General features: G+C 71.8%; 2 protein-coding genes. Both read left to right on the top strand.

Annotated features, from left to right (window positions below):
- Positions 1-641 (top strand): acyl carrier protein (locus DEH69_RS26980; RefSeq protein WP_220131348.1); only part of this gene is annotated, 641 nt, incomplete at its 5' end.
- Between the two features lie 40 nt (positions 642-681).
- Positions 682-2,533: type I polyketide synthase (locus DEH69_RS26975; RefSeq protein ID WP_113689606.1), on the top strand; the 1,852-nt coding region annotated here is incomplete at its 3' end.

Genomic DNA, 2,533 nt, shown 5'->3' with positions numbered 1-2,533 from the left:
CCGTCTTCGCCCCGGCCTTCACCGCCGCCAGGCCACGCCCCCTGATCAGCGAACTTTCCGAGGTGCGGCAGGCGCTCAACTCCGGTGCCACACAAGGCAAGGGCGACACGGGCGACAACGGCACCGAGCTGGCGGCCACCCTCGCCGCCCTCGCCCCGGCCGACCGCGAACGCCACCTCACCGGCCTCGTTTGCGCCGAATCCGCCCGCGTCCTCGGACACCCCGACACGGCCAACGTCGCGGCGGGCCGCGCGTTCCGCGACATGGGCTTCGACTCGCTCACCGCCGTCGAGCTGCGCAACGCCATGACCGCCGTCACCGGGCTCACGCTGCCCGCCACGCTGGTGTTCGACCACCCCACACCGGCCGCGCTCACCCAGCACCTCCTCGCCGCACTCGGCGGAGGCCACGACACCTCCGCCGTCCCGGTGCTGACCGAGCTCGACCGGCTGGCCGACCTGCTCGCCGGAGCCGCCCTTGAGCACTCCGAGCGCGCCAGCGTCACCGTGCGGCTGCGCACCCTCCTCGCCCAGTGGACAAGCGAGGAGACAGAAGAGCCCGGCGGCATCGCCGAAAAACTTGACTCGGCCACCTCCGACGAGGTGTTCGACTTCATCGACCGCGAGCTCGGCCTCTCCTGATGCGGCACGACCTCCCGATTGCGTTTGGTGGATAGCAACAATGCCCACGAATGAAGAGAAGCTGCTCGCCTACCTCAAGCGCGTGTCGGCCGACCTCCACAGCACCCGCGCGCGCCTCCAGGAGGTCGAGTCGCGCGACCAGGAGCCGATCGCGATCGTCGGCATGGCGTGCCGCTACCCCGGCGGCGTCCACTCCCCGGAAGATCTCTGGGAGTTGGTCGCCGAAGGCCGCGACGCCATGACCGAATTCCCCACCGACCGCGGCTGGGACGTCGAGTCGCTCTACGACCCAGACCCCGCGAGCACGGGCACCAGCTACACACGCTCGGGCGGATTCCTGCACGAGGCAACGGAGTTCGACCCCGCGTTCTTCGGCATCAGCCCCCGCGAGGCGCTGGCCATGGACCCCCAGCAGCGGCTCCTCCTCGAAACCGCGTGGGAAGCCGCCGAACGCGCCGGGATCGACCCGGCCGGGCTGCGCGGCAGCCGCACCGGCGTCTTCGTCGGCACCAACAGCCAGGATTACGCGACCCTGTTGATGTTCGCCGAGGACGAGCTCGGCGGCCACGTCGGCACCGGCAACGCCGCCAGCGTCGTCTCAGGTCGCCTCTCCTACACGTTCGGCCTCGAAGGCCCCGCCGTCACCGTCGACACCGCGTGCTCCTCCTCCCTCGTCGCCCTGCACCTGGCCGCCCAGGCGCTCCGGCAGGGCGAGTGCACCCTCGCCCTGGCGGGCGGCGTAACCGTCATGTCAACCCCTGGCACCTTCATCGAGTTCTCCCGCCAGCGCGGCCTGGCCGCCGATGGCCGCTGCAAGGCGTTCGCCGCCGCCGCCGACGGCACGGGGTGGGGCGAGGGCGTCGGCCTCCTCCTGGTCGAACGCCTCTCCGACGCCCGCCGCAACGGCCACCCCGTCCTCGCCGTCGTCCGTGGATCAGCTGTCAACTCCGATGGCGCGTCCAACGGGCTCACCGCCCCCAACGGCCCATCCCAGCAGCGCGTGATCCGCCAGGCCCTCGCCAACGCCGGGCTGTCCACCGCCGATGTCGACCTCGTCGAGGCCCATGGGACGGGAACGACCCTGGGCGACCCCATCGAGGCCCAGGCCGTCATCGCCACCTACGGCCAGAACCGCCAAACACCCCTCGCCCTCGGCTCGTTGAAGACCAACATCGGCCACACCCAGTCCGCATCCGGCGTCGGCGGCGTCATCAAGGTCGTCATGGCGATGCGAAACGCCGTCCTCCCCAAGACGCTGCACGTCGACGAGCCCACGCCGCATGTCGACTGGTCGGCGGGCGCGGTCGAGCTGCTGACCGAGGCCCGCCCCTGGGAGGCGGAGGGCCCGCGCCGCGCGGGCGTGTCGTCGTTCGGCATGAGCGGCACCAACGCCCACCTGATCGTCGAGGAGGCGCCCACCGCCGAAGAGGGCGCGAACGCCCCCACCGGGGCCAGGCCCGGCACCTATCCCGTGCTGGTCTCCGGGCACAGCGCCACGGCGCTCACCGCACAGGCCGCCCGCCTCCTGGAAGAGTCGAACGCCCCGATCGGCGACCTCGCCTACTCCACCGCCACGAGCCGCGCCGCGCTCGAACACCGTGCCGTCGTCGTCGCGGGCGACCGCGACGCTCTCACCGCCGGTCTCAACGCGCTCGCCGAGGGCCGCTCCGCCGCGGGTGTCGTGCGCGGCACGGCCGACGAAGACCGGCGCCTGGCGTTCCTGTTCTCGGGCCAGGGCAGTCAACGCCTGGGCATGGGACGGGAGTTGTATGAGGCGTTCCCGGTGTACGCGGAGGCGTTCGACGCGGTGTGCGAGCGCTTCGAACTCCCGGTCAGGGATGTGGTGTTCGGTGGGGACGCGGACCTGCTCAGTCGCACCGAGTTCGCGCAGG

It is taken from the genome of Streptomyces sp. PT12 (assembly GCF_003311645.1).
In the GTDB taxonomy this organism is placed as follows: Bacteria; Actinomycetota; Actinomycetes; order Streptomycetales; family Streptomycetaceae; genus Streptomyces.
Note: the sequence above shows the minus strand (reverse complement) of the source record. Positions and strands in the feature narration are given on the sequence as shown.